Origin of the sequence: Mesorhizobium sp. BR1-1-16 (assembly GCF_020165495.1) — a bacterium.
Classification (GTDB): Bacteria; Pseudomonadota; Alphaproteobacteria; order Rhizobiales; family Kaistiaceae; genus Kaistia.
In genome coordinates, this window is sequence record NZ_JAIUIE010000003.1 from 21,789 (window position 1) to 42,931 (window position 21,143).

General features: G+C 64.5%; 16 protein-coding genes and 1 tRNA gene. 10 read left to right on the plus strand and 7 right to left on the minus strand.

The features are described from left to right. Positions 1–26: 26 nt before the first annotated feature. From tssC to tssA, 3 genes are read right to left on the minus strand one after another with little or no spacing between them, the layout of a single operon-like run. Positions 27–1,529: a type VI secretion system contractile sheath large subunit gene (gene tssC, locus LB518_RS08585; protein ID WP_224575964.1), complete on the minus strand. Its 1,503-nt coding sequence runs from the start codon at positions 1,527–1,529 to the stop codon at positions 27–29. 3 nt (positions 1,530–1,532) lie between these two features. Further along, a complete protein-coding gene (tssB, locus tag LB518_RS08590; RefSeq protein WP_224575976.1) occupies positions 1,533–2,066 on the minus strand; it encodes a type VI secretion system contractile sheath small subunit in 534 nt (177 codons plus the stop codon). 6 nt (positions 2,067–2,072) lie between these two features. After that, the gene (gene tssA, locus LB518_RS08595; protein ID WP_224575988.1) at positions 2,073–3,227 is read right to left on the minus strand and encodes a type VI secretion system protein TssA; all 1,155 of its coding nucleotides are present in this window, start codon (positions 3,225–3,227) and stop codon (positions 2,073–2,075) included. Positions 3,228–3,573: 346 nt separating this feature from the next. Here tssA and tssH point away from each other — a divergent pair, with 346 nt between their 5' ends. After that, positions 3,574–6,435, plus strand: a complete 2,862-nt coding sequence (gene tssH / locus LB518_RS08600) for a type VI secretion system ATPase TssH (protein ID WP_224576001.1) — start codon at positions 3,574–3,576, stop codon at positions 6,433–6,435. Between the two features lie 113 nt (positions 6,436–6,548). Here tssH and LB518_RS08605 read toward each other — a convergent pair whose 3' ends face one another. Continuing rightward, positions 6,549–6,905 (minus strand): hypothetical protein, encoded by a 357-nt coding sequence (locus LB518_RS08605; RefSeq protein WP_224576002.1) that lies wholly within the window; start codon positions 6,903–6,905, stop codon positions 6,549–6,551. A 636-nt stretch (positions 6,906–7,541) separates the two neighbouring features. On the opposite strand from LB518_RS08605, the gene LB518_RS08615 reads away from it, so the two are divergent. The 4 genes from LB518_RS08615 to LB518_RS08630 all read left to right on the plus strand — a co-directional run bounded on the left by LB518_RS08615 (position 7,542) and on the right by LB518_RS08630 (position 9,977). Next, positions 7,542–7,617 (plus strand) — tRNA-Ile (locus LB518_RS08615). A 181-nt stretch (positions 7,618–7,798) separates the two neighbouring features. Then, positions 7,799–7,945 (plus strand): lmo0937 family membrane protein, encoded by a 147-nt coding sequence (locus tag LB518_RS08620; protein ID WP_224576004.1) that lies wholly within the window; start codon positions 7,799–7,801, stop codon positions 7,943–7,945. A gap of 21 nt (positions 7,946–7,966) precedes the next feature. Next, entirely contained in the window at positions 7,967–9,106 is a 1,140-nt protein-coding gene (gene cax, locus LB518_RS08625) for a calcium/proton exchanger (protein ID WP_224576006.1), read from the plus strand. A 133-nt stretch (positions 9,107–9,239) separates the two neighbouring features. Further along, positions 9,240–9,977, plus strand: coding sequence for an SIMPL domain-containing protein (locus LB518_RS08630; protein WP_224576009.1), 738 nt, complete (start codon positions 9,240–9,242; stop codon positions 9,975–9,977). Here the strand turns inward: LB518_RS08630 and LB518_RS08635 are convergent. Then, a complete protein-coding gene (locus LB518_RS08635; protein ID WP_224576011.1) occupies positions 9,956–10,876 on the minus strand; it encodes a diacylglycerol kinase family protein in 921 nt (306 codons plus the stop codon). The two genes, LB518_RS08630 and LB518_RS08635, sit on opposite strands and share 22 nt — an antisense overlap. 117 nt (positions 10,877–10,993) lie before the next feature. Continuing rightward, on the minus strand, positions 10,994–12,217 hold the full coding sequence (carA, locus tag LB518_RS08640) for a glutamine-hydrolyzing carbamoyl-phosphate synthase small subunit (RefSeq protein WP_224576022.1): 1,224 nt from the start codon (positions 12,215–12,217) through the stop codon (positions 10,994–10,996). Between the two features lie 236 nt (positions 12,218–12,453). Between carA and LB518_RS08645 the strand changes: the two genes are divergently transcribed. From LB518_RS08645 to LB518_RS08665, 5 genes are all read left to right on the plus strand, one after another. Further along, complete coding sequence (locus LB518_RS08645; protein WP_224576025.1) at positions 12,454–12,906, plus strand: GatB/YqeY domain-containing protein; 453 nt, start codon at positions 12,454–12,456, stop codon at positions 12,904–12,906. A 4-nt stretch (positions 12,907–12,910) separates the two neighbouring features. After that, on the plus strand, positions 12,911–13,894 hold the full coding sequence (locus LB518_RS08650; protein WP_224576028.1) for a small ribosomal subunit Rsm22 family protein: 984 nt from the start codon (positions 12,911–12,913) through the stop codon (positions 13,892–13,894). Positions 13,895–13,969: 75 nt separating this feature from the next. Next, entirely contained in the window at positions 13,970–15,913 is a 1,944-nt protein-coding gene (gene dnaG, locus LB518_RS08655) for a DNA primase (protein WP_224576031.1), read from the plus strand. Positions 15,914–16,083: 170 nt separating this feature from the next. After that, positions 16,084–18,063, plus strand: a complete 1,980-nt coding sequence (rpoD, locus tag LB518_RS08660) for an RNA polymerase sigma factor RpoD (protein ID WP_224576034.1) — start codon at positions 16,084–16,086, stop codon at positions 18,061–18,063. Positions 18,064–18,332: 269 nt separating this feature from the next. Then, on the plus strand, positions 18,333–18,632 hold the full coding sequence (locus LB518_RS08665) for an HlyU family transcriptional regulator (RefSeq protein WP_224576037.1): 300 nt from the start codon (positions 18,333–18,335) through the stop codon (positions 18,630–18,632). 123 nt (positions 18,633–18,755) lie between these two features. Here LB518_RS08665 and LB518_RS08670 read toward each other — a convergent pair whose 3' ends face one another. Beyond that, complete coding sequence (locus LB518_RS08670; protein WP_224576039.1) at positions 18,756–20,951, minus strand: DUF6600 domain-containing protein; 2,196 nt, start codon at positions 20,949–20,951, stop codon at positions 18,756–18,758. Positions 20,952–21,143: the final 192 nt, after the last annotated feature.

The window sequence follows — 21,143 nt, forward strand, 5'->3', positions numbered from 1 at the left end:
GTAACTCTCCATCGCTTTTAATCTTGTCAGGACTTCACGGATGGCAACTCCGACACGAGACGGAGCGAAGCATTGATGCCTTCCAGCTGGTAGTGCGGACGCAAGAAGAAAACGGCGTTGTAGTAACCGGGACGCCCTTCGACGCTGTCGACTTTCACTTCGGCCGCCGCAAGCGGCCGCTTGGCGCGGGCCTTGTCGTCGGCGAAGGCCGGGTTGGCGAGGACGTAGCGGTTAATCCACTCCGTCAGCCAGATCTGCATATCGGCACGTTCCTTGAACGACCCGACCTTGTCCCGCGCAATAGCCTTCAAGTAATGCGCGAAGCGCGAAACCGGGAAGAGATAAGGGAGGTTTGCCGAAAGGCGCTCGTTCGACTGGGCGTCGGGATCGACCAGCCGCCCGGCGCGCGTCTCGTCATCCTGCAGTGAATGTGCGCCGATAAAGGCCGCGAGGTCGGTGTTCTTGCGGTGCAGGATCGGCATCAGGCCGAGTTTGGCCAGTTCGGCCTCGCGACGGTCGTCGATCGCAACTTCCGTCGGGCATTTCATGGCGATATCGCCATCGTCGGTCGGGAAGGAATGGACCGGCAGGTTCAGCACCGTGCCACCGTTCTCGACTCCGCGGATTTGCGTGCCCCAGCCGTACAGCTTGTGGCTGCGATTGATGTTGACCCCCATCGGAAAGGCGGCGCTCATCCAGACATATTTGTTGTGGTCGCGGTGGACCTCCTCTTCGAAGGCGAAGCCCTTCACCGGGACAGTCTCGGCGCCGTAAGGCAGGCGGGCCAGCACGCGCGGCATGGTCAAGCCGATATAGCGGGCGTCTTCGCTCTCGCGCAGCGACTGCCAGGACGCGTAGGCCGGGTTCGAGACGATCTGCTGCAGATCCTGCGGGTTCGGCAGTTCCTGCCAGGAATCCATGCGGAACAGCCGTGGCGAGGCGGCGGCTATGAACGGCGTGTGCGCGGAGGCGCAAATGCCCGAGATATTGCGCAAAAGCCCGACGTCGCGCGGATGGTTCGAAAACTCATAGGCGCCGATCAGGCAACCGAACGGAGCACCGCCAAACATCGAATACTCGTCGGTATAGATCTTCTTGAAAATGGGACTTTGGTCCCACATCTGGCCCTCATAGTCCTCCAGCGTATCGGCAAGCTCCGTCTTGGAGACGTTCATCACGCGGATCTTGAGCTTCTGGTCGGTCTCGGTGTTGTTCACCAGGTACCAGAGCCCGCGCCAAGTCCCCTCCATCTCGCGCACTTCTGGACAGTGCAGGATTTCGTTGACCTGCGCCGACAACAATTGATCTATTCCGGCGATCAGCGATTTGATCGATTTGATGGCGTTCGACGAGATCGTCGTCGTGTCCGAACGCGACTTCGCCGCCAAAGCGAGATTGTGCACCAACTGCTGCAGCTTCTCGCTATCGTCCTTCTTGACCTTGAAGTCCTTCTCAAGAAGCTTGTCGAACTCGTCGAGATTGATCGTTTCCGTTTCGGCGGCTTTCGCGACTGACTGCTGCTCGGCCATGACTCACTCCCCGCCTTTGTCCGTCAGAGCCTGACTGGCGATCTGGCCAAGAAGCGGCTCGTTGTTGAGAAGCTGTGCAATCCGCTTTTCGGCATCGACGCGGCCGTCCATGAAGCCGAGCAGTTCCTCGAGTTGCTTGCGCATCTTGAGCATTTCGGCCAGTTGCGGCACCTGGGCCGCTATCTTGTCCGGCGCAAAATCGCCCATGGAAGAGAAGGTCAGGTCGATGGCCATCTCTTCATCACGCTCCTTGCCCTCGACTTGAGGCAGAGCATTCTTGACGCGCGCCTTCACGCGCGGCCCCATTGCTTCCATGAATTTCGGAAACCGGTTGGCGTCGGTCTCGACGAAGGAACGGTCGAGCACCGATTTCTGCCCCTCGCGCGTCTCGGAGGCACCGGCGAGATCGGCCATCACGCCCATCACGAATGGCAATTCGATGGTGGTGGGGCTACCATAGGTTTCAACGTCATAGGCGATCTGGACACGCGGCGCGCGATTGCGCTCGATGACCTTGGCTTTGCTTTCGGCTGGCATGGCTAGCTATCTCTCGTCCTTTTGCGCCGTCTTCTTGTCGGGAACACCTGCCAGAAGCCGGAATTCCTTCAGTCCCGAAGGCGCCATTTCTTCCATCAGTTCAACAAAATCCATGTGGACCATCCGCCTCGTCCTCTTGGCCAAGTGCGGGATCGGGCTGGATGGCTCGGTTCGGTCGTAAAAGGAGATCACCAGGTCGAGGCACCTGACGACATCGTCACGCGAATGGATGCGGTCCGGAAGGGTCATGGCCAGTGCCCCCATCGATATCGCCGCTTCTGGCGCGTGCCCGTTGGCTTGGGGAGGCGCCCCAACGACCGACTGCGTTGCGGCATTCGGCACGGATTTCTGAGCCGGCTTGGCGCGCTCCAGGGTCGCCGCCACTCGTTCCAGGAAGCGCTTCAGGTCAGGCACGTTGGAACCCTGGCCTTCGATGCGACTGTTAAGCGCCCTGTCCATTGTCTCCAGCGCAACGATCGCAGAGCGGACATTGCTGACGAGTGGATCGAGATCGGCGGCGGCCTGCTCGGCCATTGCCGACAGCGCAATGCGGATACGCTTCAAAAGCTGGTCGTGCCGATCCGCCAGAGCCGCCTTTTCAGTATTGCTGAAGCCCGGCGCGGCCTCCTGCAACATCAAGCGTTCATCGAGCGCCGCCTGTTCAAGGTCTCGCCCTGTAATCGGCCCGGTTATACGCGGCGAAAACACCACCATCTGCCGCAAGCTGGCCAACAGCCCGTCCTGGCCATTCTGCAAATCGCGCACGGCATTGATGCGCCTTACCGCTGCATCGCGGATGGAAGTCGCCGGCCGCAAGGCCGGATGCACAGTATCCCAGAACTCGTCGAGGGTCCGCGCAATCAGCGTCAGCCCTTGCACCAAGCCGGCAAAACCATCCTCGCTGGCCAGCGCGCGCGTCACCAGCACGAGCAGGCGCAGATCGCGGCCCTTTGCTTGAAGTTCTTCCGCTTTGGCCAGCACCGCCGACCAGTCGCCAGGAATCGTTACCTCTGAGGTTGGCCTGTTGTTGTCATCGCGCGCAACTTCGACTTGCGGCTCGGACAGCCGTTCGATCTGGTGAAAGATCGGATCATTGCGCAAGTCTTCGCCAGATGGTGAAGCACCATCTAACGGTTTCAGCCAGGAATCGACATTGATCATGCAATCCCCCAGCAATCGGCCGGACGCAGCAGAACGTCTGTATCAAGACCAGATTCCGACTGGTCGTCAGCATCTACCGCCAAGGCAGGATACCGCTTTCTCTTGGCGAGTCCATATTCCCACGAGGCCTTGATCATCTTATTTGGATCGGTAGCCGCGACATCTGTTTATTTTGACATGGAAGGTGGACACTGGGCTGGTTTCACGGCTGTGTCCAAGCCGAACGATTGCATACCGGCAGCGCAATTCGCGCGAACGCAGCAAGCAAACTGCGCAGCCGTTGCTTTGTAAGTTCCAACGTTCTGTGGCAGCCTGCCCCAGACCTTCCGCCCATGGGGGAAATCCGATGGAGTCAGTTGGCACGTCACGGCGCAATCCGTCGCAGAGCTTCAAGCGCAAGGAGCTCGTAGGCAAACTCAATCCCACCTGCCTGCGGGCCTTCCGGGCCGCTGCGGACACTGCCAAGCTGCGTGGCAACCCCTACGTGGAATTCGTGCACTGGATCGAGCAACTGGTGCTGTCGGACCGCTCGGACGTGCAGATGATCCTGCGCGATGCTGGTGGAGACGCCAGCCGCATCGCCGCGGACATGACGCGCGCGATCGACAAGCTGCCTTATGGCGCAACCTCCATCGAGGAGTTCTCCGACCATATTTTCCATGCCATCCAGGAAGGCTGGAGCCTCGGTTCCCTCGAATTCGCCACCGACGAGGTGCGCAGTGCTTTTTTGCTGCTGGGCTGCCTGAAAACACCGGTGCTGGAGGGCCTATTATCCAAGATCAGTGCCGAGTTCGACAAGATCGATGCCGACAGCGTGCTTGGGCGTCTGCCCGAGATCCTTGAAGGTTCGGTTGAGGGCGATGGTGCGGCAAGCGCTGCGCAAGCGGCGGATGACGCGCCGCGGCGTGCGCTCCGCGGCGAGTCGGCGCTTGCCAGATACGCGTCCGATCTCACCCAACGTGCCCGCGACGGCAAGCTAGACCCGGTCGTTGGTCGCGACCCCGAGATTCGCCAGATTATCGACATCCTGATGCGGCGGCGTCAGAACAACCCAATACTCACCGGCGAGGCCGGCGTCGGCAAGACCGCCATTGTGGAAGGCTTCTCGCTGCGCGTCGCGCGGGGGGACGTTCCGCCAAACCTGCAGAACGTGTCGGTGCACATGCTCGACCTCGGCCTCATGCAGGCCGGCGCCAGCGTCAAGGGCGAGTTCGAGAAGCGGCTGAAGGCTGTCATCGACGAGGTTCAGTCCTCTGAAGTGCCGGTGATCCTGTTCATCGACGAGGCCCATACGCTCATAGGCGCCGGCGGAGCCACGGGCACCGGCGATGCGGCCAACCTCTTGAAGCCTGCGCTGGCACGCGGCGAATTGCGCACCATCGCGGCGACGACCTGGGCAGAATACAAGCAGCATATCGAGAATGATCCGGCGCTGACGCGTCGTTTCCAGGTTGTCAAGATCGAGGAGCCCGGCGAGGCTGCTGCTGTGCTCATGCTGCGCGGTGTCGCCGGAGTTCTGGAAAAGCACCATCAGGTTCAGATTCTCGACGAGGCCATCGAGGCGGCGGTCTCGCTATCCCACCGATACATCCCGGCACGCCAACTACCCGATAAGGCGGTCAGTCTTCTCGACACGGCTTGCGCGCGCGTCGCCGTCTCGCAGCATGCAACGCCGGCCGAAGTTGAGGATTTGCTGCGCAGCCGCCAGGCTTTGGAGGTGGAGGACGGCATCATCGGCCGCGAGGCGGTGATCGGCATTGATGTTGCCGCGCGAAAGGCGAGGGTTGCAGCGGGATTAATCGAAGTCGAAGCGGCGCTCGTGGCGGCCCAGCAGCGTTGGGACCGGGAGAAAGCGCTCGTCGCGAAGATTCTGGAGTTGAGAAAGAAGCTCCGCGGCGAAAGTGTCGGTCTCGATCATGTTGGGGGGCCGGCAAACAAAGACGCCCCCTCCCCGCAGTCAGGCGAGGAGCCAACTGCCCCATCGGTGGCGCCCGTAATCCCGGGGCATACAGAACCGGCGCATTCTCCTTCGCCCTTGCAGCGGGGGGTCGGTGGCAGCGGCGGAACCGCGGCGACGGAAACAGCGCAGCAGGCGCCGGCCGCCGAGCCGGATTTCGACGCGGTCGCCGGGCTTGCCCAATTGCGTGAGTTCATGACCGAGCTTGCCGCGGCCCAGGGCGAGACGCCTCTGATCCTGCCGTCGGTCGATCGCAATGCTGTTGCCGCCGTCGTGCAGGATTGGACCGGCATTCCGACCGGCCGCATGCTCGTCAGCCAGACGGAAAAGGCTCTGAAGCTTGCCGAGACCCTGGCCGCGCGTGTCGTCGGCCAGGATCACGCCATGCAAATGATCGCCAGGCGCGTGCAGACCAGCCGTGCCGGCCTTGGGGCGCCGGAGAAGCCGGTGGGCGTCTTCCTGCTCTGCGGTCCTTCCGGCGTCGGCAAAACCGAAACCGCGCTGGCTCTGGCCGAAACGCTCTATGGAGGCGAGCAAAACCTGATTTCAATCAACATGTCCGAATTCCAGGAAGCACATACGGTCTCGACGCTGAAGGGCGCGCCTCCAGGGTATGTCGGTTATGGCAAGGGCGGCATCCTGACCGAAGCGGTCCGCAGGAGGCCATATTCCGTCATCCTTCTCGATGAGGTCGAGAAGGCGCATCCGGATGTCCACGAGATCTTCTTCCAAGTGTTCGACAAGGGCATGATGGACGACTCCGAAGGCCGTCGCATCGACTTCAAGAACAGCTTGATCCTCCTGACCTCCAATGTCGGCTCGGAGGTCATTATGCGGGCGACCGAGAACGGCACCAGGCGGACCGGCATCGACGACCTCGACAAGGCCATGCGGCCACCGCTGCTGACAGTCTTCCCCGCCGCCTTCCTGGGCCGGGTCGTGACCATTCCTTATTATCCGCTGTCGAGTGAGATGATCGAATCCATCGCTCAGCACCAGTTCAGCAAAATCGCCCGGCGCCTGCGCGCCAGCCAGGATGCTGAGCTGGTCATCGGCGACGGCGTGATGGATTTGGTCAAGGCGCGCTGCACGGAGATCGAATCCGGCGGCCGCATGATCGACGCGATCCTAACCAATACGTTGCTGCCCGAACTTTCGGCCGGCGTGCTCAGCCGCACATTGGAAGGCCTCACGCTGTCGAAGGTGACGGTCGGCGCCGACGTCCACGGCTTCACCTACACGTTCGAATAGAAGCCCTATTCGTCGTCGGATGGTCGTGGTCCTGCCCGCTGGTCACGCGGAAGATGGCCTCTGACGACGACGTCAAACCACGGGCCGTCCTGCTCGAGCGGGCGGGGGCTCGATCAGCACCGATAGCGCCCTGGGTCGCGTGCCGCAGCGATGCGCGACGCGGCTAGAAGATCGAGAACCTGGCCGCGCGACAGATTTGAGAACTGCCTTTTGGTCTGCCGTGCCAGATTCAAGAAGTCCCCTTCCGACATGCGCGTATTCGCGCCGAACAATTGTCGCTTCAGCGGCTGCTCGATTGTCCTGCACATCAGCAATCCCGCAACCGTCCCGCCAACTGCGCCAACAAGCGTCAGCCCGCCCAAGAACGACCCGAATGTTGCCCCGACAGCCATTGTACCGAGCACGCACATTCCATAAGAAACGTGACGCTTGTCATCTTCTGTCAGAACTTCGAAATCGTCGATGGACACGTTTCATCCCCCTTATGACCCGCGAAAACCCCATACATACTATCGCTGTCAGGCACACTCCATGGGTCGTCAGGCTCGATCTTCGCCAGCGCCCCAGTCAAACCGTCAATCTTCGTCGGTACCGGCCAAACTTTCTTGCCATGGTCGAGCTCCCCTCAATGCGGCCGGAGCTTATGAGTCTACGGCCTGGTTGTCGGCGAGGCCGCGCGGCTGCGTGTCGAGGACGCAGGGCGTTCCGATCGGCAATCCCTCCCCGCTCTTCAGCAGGCCGCCGGCATACAACCTCAGCCGCGGATCGTGACCACCAGCGGATTGTCGATGAAGCGGGATCGGCCAGCGTCTCGCAAACGAGCATAAAGTTGTCCTCGATAATGGCATGGGCGTAGACCGAAGCAGGCAGTGGCTTCATAGGCGGCGCCGGTCCTACCGGTTTCTACGCACGCTCGGTCGGCGCAATCGCGAGCCCGGGCTCCGAGCCCGGCATCTACAAGGGCGTGCTGCCCCTCGCCCGTCGCGACGACATATCGACTTCGCATGAGCCCGCTCCCGACTGACGCGGCCAGATCCGGCAACGCGCCTGTCGAGAACCCCGTCCCCCTCTTGTCGCGCGAACCCGATCCGCTATACCGGGTCCGGGGGCCTATAGCTCAATGGTTAGAGCCGACCGCTCATAACGGTCTGGTTCCAGGTTCGAGTCCTGGTGGGCCCACCAGTCTTTTCTTCTGAACCGGCGCATCCGCGGAGCCCCGAGGCAAGCGCTGCCGTGCCCGGGCACGTCACGTCCTGCCGTATCATTCGGATCAGCGATGAAATCAGCCGGCGCCGGAGCGGAACGACACAGCGCGTGAACGCGTTGGAAAACCGCTGCGGATTTTCCAAAGGAGGAAGCGCTTATGCTTTGGGCTCTTGTTGTCATCCTGTTCATACTCTGGATTCTTGGCTTTGCCGTTTTCCATATTGCTGGCGGTTTGATCCATATCCTGCTCGTCATTGCGGTTATCGTGCTGATCTATCAGTTCGTGACAGGCCGGCGCGTCTAGCGGTCGGCCCGCGAGGGAGCGGTGGCCAGCCTCAGAGCAGCCGGATTTCCGCCGATGCTGCTGATCGCGACGCTGGTCGTGCCGGTTGCGGTGGCGTTGCGGTATCTGTTCGATACGCCGCCGCTCCTCCTGTTCGGCGTGGGCGGCGTTGCGATCACCGTGCTGGCCGAATGGATGCGGCGCGCGACCGAACAGCTCGCCGTCCATGCTGGCCCTGCCATTGGCGGATTGCTGACCGTCAGCTTCGGTAGCGCGGCCGAATTGATCCTCGCGCTCTTCGTCATTCTCGAAGGGCATGCCGACGTAGTGCGGGCGCAGATCACCGGATCGATCCTCGGGACTACCCTGCTCGGGGTCGGGCTTGCCTGTTTTGTCGGGGGTGTGGGCAGGCTCGACCAGCATTTCGCGCGCCCTCGGGCCCAGTTGCAGTCGAGCATGCTGCTGATCGTGACGTTGGCCCTGCTGTTGCCGGCGGTCTTCGATCGCGTCGAGATGGCGCGGGCGACGAGCGAGTCGGAACGCCTGCTTGGGGAGGCGCATCTCAGCATCGGCGTCTCGATCGTCCTGTTGCTGATCTATGTGGGGTATCTCGTCTTCACGCTGGTGACGCATCGCGATGTGTTCTCGCGAAGTGAAGCGGACGAAGCCGGCTCGGCAAATGCCAGCGGCGAAGCGCCCGAACAAGCGCCCTGGAGCCTCGCGACGGCGATTGCCGTATTGGTTACGGCGACGGTGGCCGTGGCCGGCTGTGCCGAGTTCGTCTCGACTGCCCTGCAATCCTCGGCATCGACGCTCGGCCTGCCGATACTGTTTCTCGGTGTCGTCCCGCTGGCGCTGATCGGCACGGCGGCCGACCTGTTCGCGGCGGTCGGCTTCGCGCGCCAGGACAAGATGGGTCTGGTCATGTCGATTTGCGTCGGATCGGCGATCCAGGTCGGGCTGGTGATCGCGCCGCTGCTGGTGCTGATCTCCTGGGCGCTTGGCAAGCCGATGTCGCTGGTCTTCCCGAGCATCCTCGATCTGTTCGCGATCGCCGGCGCGGTCTTCGTGATCCGCTCGATCGCTGCCGATGGCGAGACCAACTGGTTCGAGGGGCTCATGCTGATCGCCGTCTATGTGCTGTTCGCGCTCGCTTTCCTGTTCGTGGCGAGCCCCGGCTGAGTGGAGCTTGATCGGCTGATTTCGCCCGCTCGCGCCCTTCGTCGCCCTTGCCGTTAGCCGTATTGGTGTCGCAATGCCGACCTATCGAGGCTTTGGAGGCGGCGGTTGCGCCGCACGATGTGGGGAACGAAACATGCAAATCATGACGCCATCGAGCCGCCTGATCCGGGCGACCCTTCTCGCGACGGTGCTGTCAGGCGCGCTGGCGCTGCCCGCCCTTGCCGATCCGGCCGGCCCGCCAGTTCTGACTGTCAGCGGCGAAGGCAGCGCCAGCGCGGCGCCCGATATCGCGGTCGTGTCGCTCGGCGTCGTCTCGGAGGCCGACACGGCGCAGGCAGCGCTCGCGGCCAACGCCAAGGACATGAACGCCGTGGTCGATACCATCACCGGCACCGGCATCGAAAAGAAGGACGTTGCAACGAGCGGCCTTTTCGTCGAACCGGTTTATTCCGACCCCGCCAAGGATCCGTCCGGCCAATCGACGATCACCGGTTATCGCGTGAGCAATCAGCTTTCCGTGCGCATCCGCGACATCGCCAAGTCCGGCCCGCTGCTCGACAAGGTGATCTCGGCGGGCGCCAACCGCGTCAACGGCATCTCGTTCGAGATCGGCAAGTCGGAGGGGTTGCGCGACGCCGCCGTCAAGGCCGCGATCGCCGAGGCACGGCGCCGGGCCGAGATCATGGCGGAGGCGGCCGGCGTCAAGCTTGGCCCGATCCAGTCGATCAGCGCCAATGAAGGCGGCGGCCCGCCGGTGTTCCGCGCCATGGCGATGAAGGATGCGATGCCGCCTTCGCCCTCGCCTGTGATGGGCGGCACGCAGGAGATTTCCGCCAACGCGACGATCGTTTACGCCATCTCCCCGCGCTGATCGGAAGCCGGTGGCATCAGCACATTGAGTGCGCCGGCCCGGCATTCGAAGCGCAGCGGCGTTTCGAGCCGCGTCAGTTCGCCGTCGACCGAGACCCACAGCCTCGGCCGGCGGCTTTTCACCGTCACCGTTTTCGCCGTGAACGACTGGATCGCGGGATTTTCGCGCCAGCGCCCAGCCATGAGATCGATCGCCGCCTGCATGCGGTTGCCGAAATCCGCGCCCTCGGCATAGTGCACCTCGAGCAGGCCCTCATCGAGCCGCGGCCGATCGAAGCCACCATCGGACAGGCGGTTGTTGCCGATGAACAGGGCGTAGGTTTCGATATCGCGCCGGCCGTCATCGGCCTCGACGGTCAATTCCAGGATGCCGGGGCGAATGAAGGCGCGCAGCGAGGCGCGCGCCGCCGCGATGTAGCGCCCGAATGGCAGGTTGGTGTCCTCACGCACGTCAGCCCTCGCCCGCGCGACCTCCGCGAAATAGCCGAGCCCGGCCAGCGTGTGGAAGATCCGGCCATTGACCGCGCCGAGATCGATCCGCACCGGCTTGGCCCGCGCCAGGATATCGAGCGCAAGGTTGAGATCGGTGGGAATCTCGATGCTGCGAGCAAACAGGTTCATGGTGCCGAGCGGCAGCACGCCGAGCGTTCGGTCGCTGTCGATGAGCTTTCGCGCCGCATAGCTCGCCGAACCGTCCCCGCCGCCGACAATGATGGTGGTCGCCTCGGAATCGGCAGCCTTGTCGATGGCTGCGATGAAGCGATCGCCCTCGACGAGCTCCACGGCAACGCTTTCCGTATGGCCTGAAAAGGCCTCGCGCACCTGCGCCTCGACCTCCTTCGGCTGGAGATCGCGGATCGTGCCGGCGCGCGCATTCAAGATGATGACGGTGTCAGCCAAAGATGCCCCCAAGCGCATGCCGCGCGAATGCAGCATCTAGGCGTCAAACGCCGAAGCGCAAGGAGCGATCCCGGCGGAGAAGCACCTTCTCCGCCGCTTGGGCGACTAAGGCCCGATTCAGCCCTGTTCGGGCAGCGCCTCTTCGCCCTTGCGGGCGCGGATCATGTTGACGAACCGCGTGAAGAGATAGTGGCTGTCCTGCGGGCCTGGCGAGGCTTCGGGATGGTACTGCACCGAGAAGATCGGCTTGTCCTTGACCTTCAGCCCACAATTGGAGCCGTCGAACAGCGAGACATGCGTCTCCTCGATCGAACCGGGCAGCGAGGCCGAATCGACCGCGAAGCCATGATTCATCGAGGTGATCTCGACCTTGCCCGTCGTCAGGTCCTTGACCGGATGATTGGCGCCATGATGGCCCTGATGCATCTTCCTGGTCTCGCCGCCGAGCGCGATGCCGAGAAGCTGGTGGCCGAGGCAGATGCCGAACAGCGGCACGTCGGCCTCGATGACGGCACGGATCGCCGGCACGGCATATTCGCCTGTGGCCGCCGGATCGCCGGGCCCGTTCGACAGGAACACGCCATCCGGCTCATGCGCGAGGATGTCCGCGCCTGTCGCAGTAGCAGGCAGCACCGTGACGGCGCAGCCGGCTTCGGCGAGCAGACGCAGGATGTTGCGCTTGATACCATAATCGACGGCGACGACCTTGTAGCGCGGCGCTTCCTGCCGGCCGAAGCCCTCGTTCCAGGCCCAGGTCGTCTCGTCCCAGCGGAACGACTGGCCGGTGGTAACTTCCGGCGCGAGGTCCATGCCGACCAGACCGGGCCATCCAGCCGCCTCGGCCGTCAGCGCGGCGCGGTCGAACACGGCATCGCTCGCATGGGCGATCACGGCGTTGGGCATGCCCTTGTCGCGGATCAGCGCCGTCAGCGCGCGGGTATCGACCCCGGCGATGCCGATGATGCCGCGCGCCCGAAGCCAGGCGTCGAAATGCTTGAGAGCGCGGTAATTCGACGGATTGGTGATGTCGGTCTTGATCACGCAGCCGCGGACACCCGAGGCGCCGGCCATGTTGACCGTCTCGATGTCTTCGTCATTCGTGCCGACATTGCCGATATGCGGGAAGGTGAAGGTGATGATCTGCCCGGCATAGGACGGGTCGGTCAGGATCTCCTGATATCCGGTCATCGCCGTGTTGAAGCAGACCTCTCCGACTGCATGGCCGGTGGCGCCGATGCCTCGGCCTTCGATCACGGTGCCATCGGCGAGAATCAGAAGCGCCGTCGGCTCGGGCTCCGCCCACACCGCATCTTCGGCCAAAACTGTCGTTCCGTCGGTCATGATTGCGCACCGTCAAAGCTGTCGGACGTCAGGTGCATGCCCGCATGCCAAGGCGCGCCGGATCGCGCGATCCGCCGCCCTGTCGACGTCGGCGCGGAACCTAGGCGATCGATCCCGTTCCGTCAACCTTGGCCTCGAAATTAATCTTAAGCACTTTCAATAGCTTAGCCAAATGTGGCTTGAACGGCTCCGATGTTGCTCTTATGGTGGCGCGCAAAATGGAAGGAAGCTTCACCATGCGCGACCGCATCAATCAGGACCTCAAGACCGCGATGCTCGCGAAGGACAAGCAGCGCACCGGCACGCTGCGGCTGATTTCCGCGGCGATCAAGGATCGCGACATCATGGCGCGCGGCGCCGGCACGACCGCGGCGACGGAGACTGAGCTCATCGACCTCCTCGCCAAAATGGTGAAGCAGCGCCAGGAATCGGCGCGGATCTATGAGGACAATGCTCGTCCCGAACTCGCCGCGCAGGAAAAGGCCGAGATCGCGGTGATCGAGGAATATCTGCCGCGCCAGCTCGACGAAGCCGGCGTGAAGGCTGCGATCGAAGCCGCCATTGCCGCGACCGGCGCTGCCGGCATCAAGGACATGGGCAAGGTCATGGGCGAACTGAAGGCCCATCATGCCGGTGCGATGGATTTCGCCAAGGCTGGCGCTGCCGTGAAAGCAGCCCTGACGGCCTGACGCCATGGAACTGCCGCCCGCCCTCAAATCGGCCGTCGAGGCCGCGCTGGCGGGCGTCTCCACCGATGAACTCGCGGCGAGCGCCGCCGCTCTCTCGGCCCGGTATCGCGCCGAACTGCGCGACGGCCGCTTTCATGTCGATGCCGATGCGGCCGCGCTGGCCTATCTCGCCGCGCGCCTGCCGGCGACCTATGCGGCCACCCGCTCGGCGATGGCAGCTGCGGCGGTGCGTCTGCCGCGATTCGAACCGGCCAGCCAGCTCGATATCGGCGCCGGGCCCGGCACGGCTGTCTTCGCCGCCGCGGATTGCTGGCCTTCGCTGGCGCGGGCGAGCCTGATCGAAGGCAGCGCCGCGATGCGCCGCCAGGGCGCGAACCTCGCGGGCGGCGATGCGATCTCTCGCGACTGGCACGCCGCCGACTTCAAGACGGCGCCGCCGACCCTCGCGCCGCATGATCTCGTGACGATCGCCTATGTCCTTGACGAACTGGAGCCTGGGGCGCGGACGACGCTCATCGCCGCGGCATGGGCCGCGACGACGGGGCTGCTGCTCATCGTCGAACCGGGCACGCCCGCCGGCTGGCAGCGCATCCTCGAAGCGCGGGCCGCGCTGATTTCGGCCGGCGCCATCATTGCCGCCCCATGCCCGCACGAGGCGCCCTGCCCGCTCCTGCCGCCGGACTGGTGCCATTTCGCCGCCCGCGTCGCCCGCAGCCGGGTGCATCTTCGGACCAAGAACGCCTCCGTGCCGTTCGAGGACGAGAAGTTCATCTATCTCGCCGCCAGCCGCATCCCGCCTGAAACCCGGCCGGAGCGGGTTCTCGCTCCGCCGCGCGCCGCGAGCGGCCGCGTGTCCCTGAAGCTCTGCCGCCCCGATGGCACGCGCGCCGACCGCCTCGTCACCCGCCGGGAGGGCGACGCGTTCCGCATCGCCCGGCGGCTGGATTGGGGCGATGCGTTTGACACAGCCGAACCGACCGGGGGATAGCAGGGATAAGTCTGCATGGTCTTTGCATTGAGGCCCGCCAATCCCTACATAATCGGCGGTTCAGCAAGGCCGGCCATGCGCTTTTCCCCATCCTTTCTTGATGATATCCGCGCCCGCTTGCCGCTTTCGAGCGTCATCGGCCCGCGCGTGTCATGGGACAGGCGAAAGTCGCAGCCCGCCAAGGGAGATTTTTGGGCCTGCTGCCCGTTTCATGGCGAAAAATCACCCTCCTTTCACGCTGACGACCGCAAGGGGCGCTATCACTGCTTCGGTTGCGGCGTCTCGGGCGATCATTTCACCTTTCTAACCGAGCATGAGGGCCTTTCGTTTCCGGAGGCCGTCGAGCGCCTTGCCGCCGATGCCGGCCTCGCACTGCCGGCCCGCGACGAGCGGGCCGAGGCGCAGGAGAAGGTCCGCGCGTCGCTGCATGAGGTCATGGAGCTCGCCTGCCGCTTCTTCGAGGACGGGCTGCAGGCGCGTGACGGCGCTAACGCACGCGGCTATCTTGCGGGCCGCGACCTCGGGCCGGACATCCAGCGCCGCTTTCGCCTCGGCTATGCCCGCGCGGGGCGCAATGCCCTCAAGGAGCACCTCGCCGCCAAGGGTGTCAGCCACGACGACATGGTGGCGACGGGCCTGCTGATTGCCGGAGAGGATATTCCCGTCTCCTTCGATCGCTTTCGCGACCGAGTGATGTTTCCGATCACGGATTTTCGCGGCCGCATCGTCGCGTTTGGCGGACGGGCGCTTTCTCCCGACGCGCAGGCGAAATATCTCAATTCGCCCGAGACCGTGCTCTTCAAGAAGGGCGACCTGCTCTACAACGGCTTCGAAGCGCGAAAATCCGTCCAGGCGGCCGGAACGCTCATTGTCGTCGAAGGCTATGTCGACGTTATCTCCATGGTGGTGGCGGGCTTTGGTCACACCGTCGCGCCGCTCGGAACGGCGCTCACCGAACATCAGCTCGAACTGCTGTGGCGCCAGACGCCAGAACCGATTCTCTGCTTCGATGGCGATAAGGCGGGTCTTCGCGCCGCCTATCGGGCCGTCGATCTGGCCTTGCCGGCGCTGAAGCCCGGCCGCTCGATCCGCTTTGCCCTCTTGCCCGAAGGTCAGGATCCGGACGATCTGATTCGCCACTCCGGCCGCGCCGCTATGGCCGACATCATCGCTGGCGCGCGGCCTTTGGTCGAAATGATCTGGACGCGCGAGACCGACCAGGGCGGTTTCGAAACCCCGGAACGCCGCGCCGCCTTCGAGGCGCGGCTCCGCGATATCGCCCGCTCGGTCGGCGACGAGACCGTGCGCCGTCACTATGAGCAGGCGCTTTCCGAGCGTGCCCGCGCCTTTTTCGGCGGCGATGCGCGCGAGGGGAACCGGCGCGGCGGGGGCCAGAGACAGCAATCGTTCCGGCGCGGCAGGGGTGACGGACCGGCGGATGCACGCTATGTGCCGACCTTCCGCATGCAGGCGCCGCCGATTTCCGCTGCGCTGCAGCAGATGCGCAGCCGGCCGGTCGCGGGCCTGCGCGAAACGGTCCTCGTGATGACCATGGCGCATCATCCCGCGCTCATCGCCGATCACTTCGATGCGTTCGCGCATATCGAGTTGACGAATCGCGACCTTGACTCTCTTCGCTCGCAAATCCTAGAGATTGCGGCCGAAGATCCGCATGTCGGCTCCGGGGACTTGATGCAGGGGCTGATGGACGCTGGATTTGGCGAACTGGTGGAACGATTGGATCGTCATCTGAGGCTGGGCGGCATCTGGCAGTCGGAGGCCGGCGCGCCCGAACAGGATGCGCTCGATGGCTGGCTGCAGGCACTCACCTTGCATCGGAAGGCGCGGACGTTACATAAGGAATTAAAGGATGCCGAGGCTGCCCTCGCCTCCGAACCGAGCGACGCCAATCTGGCCCACCTCGTGGACATCCAGAAGCAGATGGCGAACAGCGAAGGCACCGAGGCCCTGATCGAGGGGTTCGGCGCGACGTCCGGCCGCCGGCTCGGCACCGTCTAGGTGTCCGGGATGAACCGGATGGTTAGGCGTCACTTAAGACACGAAGCCTATTTCTGACGAAGGCGATTCGCGGTCCGGGGATTTCATCCCGAGGCCGCTGCACTAAATCGGCGGTTTGCGGGCGCGACGGTGATCGACTGGCGCCCCGCCCCGCCCAGACGGAGAAGAGCATGGCGACGAAGGTTCAGGAGAACGAAGAGGCCCAGGAGGCGACGTCCGAGCCCCAGGACGGACCGCTTCTGGACCTCTCCGATGCCGCCGTCAAGCGGATGATCAAGGTCGCCAAGAAGCGCGGATTCGTCACCTATGACGAACTGAATTCCGTGCTGCCGTCCGAACAGGTCGGTTCCGAGCAGATCGAGGATATTCTCTCGATGCTCTCGGAAATGGGCATCAACGTCATCGAGGCGGACGAGGTCGAGGAAGCCGAGGAAACGGCTGCCGACGCCGAGGAAGAGGCTGGCGAGCTTGCCGAATCGACCGGCACCGCCGTCGCCAAGACGACCACCACGCGCGAGCCGACCGACCGCACCGACGACCCCGTCCGCATGTATCTGCGCGAGATGGGTTCGGTCGAGCTGCTGTCGCGCGAAGGCGAAATCGCGATCGCGAAACGCATCGAGGCCGGCCGCGAGACGATGATCGCCGGGCTCTGCGAGAGCCCGCTGACCTTCCAGGCGATCATCATCTGGAAGGAGGAACTTGCCGAGGGCAAGATCCTGCTGCGCGACATTATCGATCTCGAAGCGACCTATGCCGGGCCTGACGCGAAGAACGCGCCGATCGCCGGTCCGGGCGGCGAGTTCACCGAAGAAAGCGAAGAGGCCGAGCCGCCGATCCCCACGGAAGGCGAAGGCGACGACGAAGACGACATGGAAAACAACATGTCGCTCGCCGCCATGGAGGCCGAGCTGAAGCCGAAGGTCGTCGAGACTTTCGAGAACGTCGCTGAAAACTACAAGAAGCTGCGCCGCCTGCAGGACCAGCTCGTCGAGGGCCGCCTCAAGAACGAGACTCTCTCGCCCTCGCAGGAGCGGCGCTACAAGAAGCTGAAGGACGACATCATCGTCGAGGTGAAGTCGCTGTCCCTCAACCAGCACCGCATCGATTCGCTGGTCGAGCAGCTCTACGACATCAACAAGCGCCTCATCACCTCCGAGGGCAAGCTGCTGCGCCTCGCCGAGAGCTATCGCGTTTCGCGCGAGGAGTTCCTGCGCGAATATCAGGGTTCGGAGCTCGATCCGAACTGGCTCCGCCGCATTGCCAATCTCGGCGGCCGCGGCTGGAAGGATTTCGTCACCAACGGCAAGGACCGGATCCGCGAATTGCGCGGCGAGATCCAGACCATGGCGACCGAGACCGGCCTCGAGCCGTTCGAATATCGCCGCATCGTTCATATGGTGCAGAAGGGCGAGAAGGAGGCCCGTCAGGCCAAGAAGGAGATGGTCGAGGCCAACCTCCGCCTGGTGATCTCGATCGCCAAGAAGTACACGAACCGCGGCCTGCAATTCCTTGATTTGATTCAGGAAGGCAATATCGGCCTGATGAAGGCCGTCGATAAGTTCGAGTACCGCCGCGGCTACAAGTTCTCGACCTATGCCACCTGGTGGATTCGCCAGGCGATCACCCGTTCGATCGCCGACCAGGCGCGCACGATCCGCATCCCGGTGCACATGATCGAGACGATCAACAAGATCGTCCGGACCTCGCGCCAGATGCTGCACGAGATCGGCCGCGAGCCGACGCCGGAAGAGCTGGCCGAAAAGCTGGCCATGCCACTCGAAAAGGTCCGCAAGGTCCTCAAGATCGCCAAGGAGCCGATCAGCCTTGAGACGCCGATCGGCGACGAGGAGGATTCGCATCTCGGCGATTTCATCGAAGACAAGATGGCGATCCTGCCGATCGATGCAGCGATCCAGTCCAATCTTCGTGAAACGACGACCCGCGTGCTCGCTTCGCTGACGCCGCGCGAGGAGCGCGTGCTGCGCATGCGCTTCGGCATCGGCATGAACACCGATCACACGCTGGAAGAAGTCGGCCAGCAGTTCAGCGTGACGCGCGAGCGCATCCGCCAGATCGAGGCGAAGGCGCTCAGGAAGCTGAAGCACCCGAGCCGCTCGCGGAAGCTGCGGAGCTTCCTCGACAACTAGGCGGGCCGCTCCCGGATATCGTTTGGAAAGGCCGCTCTCGTGAGCGGCCTTTTCGATTCAGGCTTGCCGCATGAACAGGCGCGCGGACGGCGATCATTTCAGGGGCGCCGCTGACCTCGTCGAGCCCCGTTTCGGGCCTAGCGAATTTATGCTCCGCGGCCCTGATCTCGTTCTCACCGGACAGAAATCCTGCCGCGGCCATGGCGCCGCGGCGCTGGAGTGACTAACTTCTGCGGTAGTCGCCAACATGCCCGGAGAAAGCAGCCGCCATGGTCTCGTTCCTGAAGAAGCTCTTTGGCGGCGGCGACGCCGGCGGTTCGGACAAGGGTGGCGCCGACGAGGGCGTCGAATACAAGGGCCACGTCATCCGCCCGACGCCGATGAAGGCCGGCGCCCAGTTCCAGACTGCCGGCCTGATCGAGAAGGAAATCGGCGGCGCGCTGAAAAGCTACCGCTTCGTCCGCGTCGACAAGCATGCGAGTCGCGAAGACGCGGTCGCCCTGATCATCATAAAAGGGCAGCAGATCATCGACGAGCAAGGCGACCGGATCTACGCCGATCTCGGCTGACTGAAGCTCGACTACGGCAGTCGGAGCGCTCTGCGGGTTGCCGACCTTGCAGTCGCGAGCCCTGGCTACCGAAACGTTGCATGAACGGGCCGGCGGTTTTCGCCGGCCCGTTTTCTTGTCTGATCAGGGCGCCGCGCAGCCGCCCTGGGGCTGAGCGGCCATACCCTCCGGGCAACCCTTTTCACGCCTGTTCCTCGGCCCGCCGCCCCGTTCGCCTTTAGGGCCTCGTTCGCCTCTTGGCGCCGCTTCGGCCGGCGGAGCAGCCTCGGGTCCCGCTTGGGGCTCCGCTGCGGCGGGCGGTGGCTCTGGCTGAGGCTGCGCTTCAGCCGGTGGAGCGGGGCGCTCAGGCTGCGGCTCGGCCGCAGGCGCCGGCGGCGCGGCTTCGGGCTGCGGCTCGGCGGCTGGTGCCGGCGCGGCTTCAGGCTGCGGCTGCGGTTCGGCAGCCGGCGGCTCCGGTTGTGGCGCTGGCTCTTCGGCCGGCTTTTGATGCCTCGGCCTCGCCGGAGGTGCTTCCTCAGTCGGCGGTGCGGCCTCAGGCTGCGGCTCGGCCGCCGGTGCCGGCGGCACTGCCTCAGGCTGTGGCTGCGGCTCGGCTGCCGGTGCCGGCGGTTCAGGCTGGGGCGCTGGCTGCTCGGCCGGCTTCTGGCGTCGCGGTCTCGCTGGCGGGGCCTTCTCGGCGGGTGGTGCGGCCTCAGGTTGTGGCTGGGGCTCTGGAGCCGGCGCAGGCTCCGCCGGCTGTGCGGTCGCAGGCGGTTGCGCAGCGTCGGCCGGAGGCGCGCTCGGAGGCGCTATCGGCTGTGGTGCAGGCTGCGCGGCGTCTGGCGCCGGCCGCTCATGGCGCGGCGGCCTCTGCTTGCCCGGTTGGTCGGAAGGCGGCGCATCGGGCGCTGGCGGCGACTGAGGCTGCGCGCCAAGCGGCTGCGCAGGCTGCCCGGCCGGCGGTTGGGGATTGGGCTGGGGCTGGGGCTCTGCCGAGACCTTGTCGAGCACGGACTGGGCCTTCGCCTCGCGCTCCTTGCGCAATTGGTCCTGCTGCGCCTGACGATCGGCTTCCGCCTTCTTGACGGCGGCATCGATCTCGCCTTGTCGGCTGGCGGCTGTCTGCCGCTGCTGCTCGATGAGTGCCGCCTTTTCAGTATTGAGTCGGTTGACCTCTGCCTGCCAGGCGCCCGCGTCCTGCTGCCGGCTCTCGTCGAGCGAACGCCGCTCGGCCGGGGCGAGCACGGACAGCAGCGCCGCCGAGAGCGCATCCGTGCCAGCGCCGCCATTCGGGACGAACTGGCGAATCAGGCTGCGATCCTCGCGCGGGACGTCGTTGACGTAGCGGTCCGGCCGACGGTTGAAATTGCCGTCATCGATCTGCGGCCGGAATACGCCGATGCTGCCGCCGCGCGTATCCTCGAAGATATCGTCCTGCCGGTCGACATAGACGATCTCGCGCGAGGGCTGCGAGGGGCGGCCGACGGGATCGTTATAGAACCGCCCGTCCTGCCAGCGTGGCCGACGAACGTCCTGGGCACGGCCGAGATAATCGCCGATCTGGTCGATCGGCGCGGCGCGGCGGCCGATATCGGCACCGCCAAAGGCGCGCTGGTCGACAAAGACCCAGCTTTCGGCGACCGGCGGCTGATAACGGCGCGGCATGCCATAGGCATAGCCCGGACGATCAGGCGCGACGGGCGCCCAGCCGACCGAGCCGCCCCCCGTGCGGAACGTCACCCAGGCCGGAGACCAGACATCGCCCGGCACCCAGAACCAGCCATAGTCGGGGCTGTAGTCCCAGCGACCATAGTGATAGGTCGCCCAGCCGAACGGCTCGTCGGACTGCCAGTACCAGCCATAATCATCGGTCCAGACCCATTGGCCCTCCTGATAGGGCCGCCAGCCGGCTCCGCGCCGGTCCGGCACGAAGACGTAGCCGTAGGTACGGTCGGCGACCCACTGGCCATAGGGCGAGAGCGCGTTGAAGAAATAGTCGATGTCGCCGGTCGGCTGGCTCGCTTGATAGGGCCTGCTCGCCACCGGGATCGGCGCTGGCGCAGGCTGCGCGATGACCGGACGCGGACGCGGGCGCGGCGGTATCGCGGCAGCGGTCTGCGATACGGGCGCGGGCTTTGCCGGCTGCGCAACGGGGATCGCGACCGGCGTTTCGGCTTCCGCCTGTGGGGCTTCCGCAACGGGCTCTGGCGCTGGCGCCGGCCGATCCTTTGGCGCGATCTGGATTGAATAGGGAACCTCGATCACGCCCGTCAGGACGCCTGCACTGGCAACAGCAACACCGCCAATGACGGCAGCTCCTGCGAGACCCCAGATATTCATGCGACACCATCCCTTGCTGCCCGCCGTTCAAGTCTCGCCGGACCGATTCGCTCCCGATGAGGCCCCAACAAAGCGGCATGGGCGCGTCGGTCCTGGGGCGACTTGCGGCAAAACTGGCGGCATGCTTGCGGCGATGCGGCTGAACGGCGCCTGAACGGCCCGATCAGGCAGCGCTGCTTCGCCCCGGCTTGG